The following is a 2,984-nucleotide window of genomic DNA, read 5'->3' on the forward strand; positions in this document are numbered from 1 at the left end:
GTGTACTTGACAGTGTAATCGTCCCGGAATGTAAACGTCACACCAGCGATGACGCGCTCCGTCACGTCGTTCCTGCGGATGACGAACGTGTTGCGCGGGTCCAGCGTGTAAATCTCAAACGGGGCCTCATCGTACAGCTCATCGGCCATGTACGCCTCCGCCTTGTCACGCAGGACCAGACGGTAGCCAACGCCGCATGTGAACATCCAGTAGGCAAGCCGCATATCCTTACTTGCCTTACTTTCGCTTATCATCATGGAGTTAAGCTTTTCTATTTTTTGCGGAACTGATTGATCTGCCCCACGGGAAACATACTGCAACGGCTCTCCGAGGAAGCTTGCGGTCTTAAAAACGACAATTTCATTTGCTCTGTTAATTACGATGCGGTTGCAAATTTCTGGCCGAACGTCCTTCACTCTTTCAAGGATCGGCTGGTTTCCTCGGACGTAATTATATAAAAATTCAATCTCCGCCCGGTTCCCCATGTGGACCATCAGCGCGTCATCCAACACCTGGACTACATTGCTGCGTGTAACGGCCTCTACATCGGAGTAAATAACTTGCCTGCCGTCCAACTGAGGCGTAGCCAGCGTAGCGTCCCGGCCATTGGCGTTTGAGTTCTTGATGCCTCTCGGCGTGACCGCCCGCTCCTCTTGTTCCATGTCCATATCATCGTCCACTGGCTCACCTCCCCGCTTCTTCGATTCTCTTTTTTGCTATCTCAAAATACGTCTCGTCAAGTTCAATTCCGATGAAATCCCGTCCAGTGTTGACACACGCAACACCTGTGGAACCCGAACCCATGCAGTTGTCCAACACTGTCTCTCCGGGATTGGTGTATGTCTTTATTAGATATTCGAGCAGAGAGATTGGCTTTTGTGTTGGGTGCCCTTCCTTAAAACGAGGCAAGGAAAATTCAAGCAGTGTCGTTGGGTAATAAGTATCTGAAATGTGCGGCCTATCCGTAAATTTTCCGTAATTGCTTGTTTTAAGACCGGTTGCTTTTTTCTTTGGTTTGCCTTTTCGCATCTGAGGATTATAAGTGCATTGTTTGGAATAAAAAACTGCAATATCTTCACAATTTCTTAGCGGTTGCTTTTTCGCGTTCAAAAAACCGGATACCTGGCCTTTCGCCCACGTCCACTTGTACTTGAAATCCTTCTTGTTGCTTACAATAAGTTCTGATGTGAAGGGTTCTTGACAGTTCAACACGATAGCTGCATTTGGCTTACATATCCTCTTGTATTGGTTCCACAAGTCGTTAAAAGGAATAGCAACATCCCAAGAATTTCTTGTAACACCAAAAGGAAGGTCGCACAGCACCATATCCACCGACCCGTCCGGAATGTTCTTCATCAGTTCCAGACAGTCTCCTTGCCACAGTTCCATGCGTACCTCTCTCACTTCATTGGATTTTCAATTTTCTTGCTTTTGAATACATATCAAGATTCTTTTCGTGCATACACCATGTTTTTGGTGGTGTTTCGACTTGAATATAATCTGTGTATTGATTCAGAAACATTTTTACTCTGCAATTCTTTTCTTCGTCGGAAAAAGGACACTCTTTGCATCTATGGAAATAATTTTTAGCATCATGGTCTACGCAATAGGCATGTCTGAACTGAACAAGGGCTTCGACAGAATAATCAATGTAGTCCTTCTTATAGTTCGATTCCATGCGTACCTCCAGACAAACAAAAAAGGGCCAGCTACCGAGTATTCCTCGACAACTGACCCTGTGGTCCTCTCTTCCCGTGCCCCTGCACGGGCGCTCACGTTATTTTCTTTTTCTCCACCATCAGGACAACGACATCGCCCTTTTCGACCTTCACAACGGCCTCTGTCGCGCCTGCACGGTTGATCGCCTTTTCAATGGCGGCTTTGTCCTTTTCGGATATCTGGTATTTCAAAGCATCACCCAGCCATTTCCTTTTGCTGTTGATTCCATACTTTCATAGCATGGTTCCCAGCAACCACCGTTCTCTTTGTAAAACGGGCATTCCTGGTTTTCGCTGAAATCACAACATGGGCCACCATGAACACAATCACAGCACATTCCTTCGATTGCCTCCATGATTCCCTCCTTGCGCCCCACTCCCGGCAGGAGCACTCCGTTTTTTCCGTTCCGCACTGAGTAGCGGCTCACTCTGGAGCTGCCGGTGGGGATCGAACCCACGACCTGCCGATTACAAGACGGCGGCTCTACCAACTGAGCTATGACAGCAGATAAACGGACTCCGGCACCACTACCGAGTGTCTTAACTGTTTCTCTGGTGCTGATTGGAGCGCCCTGGTGTTCTCCGGCAGTCCGTTGGTGCCTCCGCCCGGTTCATGCGCCGAACGGAGGCATAGATGCCTGTTTTCCGTCTTTCAGCCGTTCCGAGGGGACGACCGCAACAGGCAAGCGTTGACCGGCGTCAGCAAAGCGGTCGTCACCGCCTTGCCTCTTGTTTGCCGCTGGGTGGATTTGAACCACCAACATCCGCCTCGCAAGGCTACCGTTCTACTTGAACTACAGCGGCATAAAATGTGCGGGCATGGGACTTGCACCCATGCAGGCAGGTGTCTCGGAAGTGCCAACTCTATTTCAGCGACTACTCCACCCGCAACCCCTTAGTTCGCGTCTTATTCCGCCACCGCACACTGTCCCCGGCTTATCGCCCGTGGGTTGGTAGGGCTACCGTTCGTCCCGGTCTTACTACACGCCCGGCTCTCACGGGTGGCACGTCTGCCAGCATTATCGCCGTTGTCAAGCTAGCTACGCGCCATTCGGCGTTTCACTGGCCAGCGGCAATTTTCCCCTTGTACTTCGGGGCGGCATGTTCGCCGGAAGGTACTCGGACACCCAGTTTATCGGGGCATTTCTCAACCGGCGATAATCGTGGCCCCCGCTCCCCTCACGCAGAAAACGGCGGCATATGCGCACGGCTGGGTCAACACACAAGCCCAGCCGTGCTAGAGAGAAAGGAGTGCCCGATACTGCG

At 50.6% G+C, this 2,984-nt stretch carries 5 protein-coding genes and 2 tRNA genes; all 7 read right to left on the reverse strand.

All coding sequences use genetic code 11. The features are described from left to right. Positions 1 to 668 (reverse strand): phage portal protein (locus Q0Z94_RS11600; protein WP_298069874.1); only part of this gene is annotated, 668 nt, incomplete at its 3' end. 16 nt (positions 669 to 684) lie between these two features. After that, the gene (locus Q0Z94_RS11605) at positions 685 to 1,389 is read right to left on the reverse strand and encodes a site-specific DNA-methyltransferase (RefSeq protein WP_298069875.1); all 705 of its coding nucleotides are present in this window, start codon (positions 1,387 to 1,389) and stop codon (positions 685 to 687) included. A 16-nt stretch (positions 1,390 to 1,405) separates the two neighbouring features. Further along, positions 1,406 to 1,678, reverse strand: a complete 273-nt coding sequence (locus tag Q0Z94_RS11610; RefSeq protein ID WP_298069877.1) for a hypothetical protein — start codon at positions 1,676 to 1,678, stop codon at positions 1,406 to 1,408. 94 nt (positions 1,679 to 1,772) lie between these two features. Further along, positions 1,773 to 1,910 carry a hypothetical protein gene (locus Q0Z94_RS11615; protein WP_298069879.1) on the reverse strand — a complete coding sequence of 46 codons (138 nt, stop codon included), beginning with the start codon at positions 1,908 to 1,910 and terminating at the stop codon, positions 1,773 to 1,775. Continuing rightward, positions 1,907 to 2,074 (reverse strand): hypothetical protein, encoded by a 168-nt coding sequence (locus Q0Z94_RS11620; protein WP_298069881.1) that lies wholly within the window; start codon positions 2,072 to 2,074, stop codon positions 1,907 to 1,909. Before Q0Z94_RS11620 ends, Q0Z94_RS11615 begins: the two co-directional genes overlap by 4 nt. A gap of 74 nt (positions 2,075 to 2,148) precedes the next feature. Further along, positions 2,149 to 2,224: transfer RNA gene (locus Q0Z94_RS11625), tRNA-Thr, on the reverse strand. A gap of 228 nt (positions 2,225 to 2,452) precedes the next feature. Then, a tRNA-Ala gene (locus Q0Z94_RS11630) sits at positions 2,453 to 2,522 on the reverse strand. Positions 2,523 to 2,984 lie beyond the last annotated feature (462 nt).

This window comes from uncultured Mailhella sp. (genome assembly GCF_947631555.1).
Lineage (GTDB): Bacteria > Desulfobacterota > Desulfovibrionia > Desulfovibrionales > Desulfovibrionaceae > Mailhella.

Excerpts from the sequence above, each read along its gene's own strand:
- Q0Z94_RS11610 (WP_298069877.1), bottom strand. The coding sequence starts at position 1,678 with ATGGAATCGAACTATAAGAAGGACTACATTGATTATTCTGTCGAAGCC.
- Q0Z94_RS11620 (WP_298069881.1), bottom strand. The coding sequence starts at position 2,074 with ATGGAGGCAATCGAAGGAATGTGCTGTGATTGTGTTCATGGTGGCCCA.
- Q0Z94_RS11605 (WP_298069875.1), bottom strand. The coding sequence starts at position 1,389 with ATGGAACTGTGGCAAGGAGACTGTCTGGAACTGATGAAGAACATTCCG.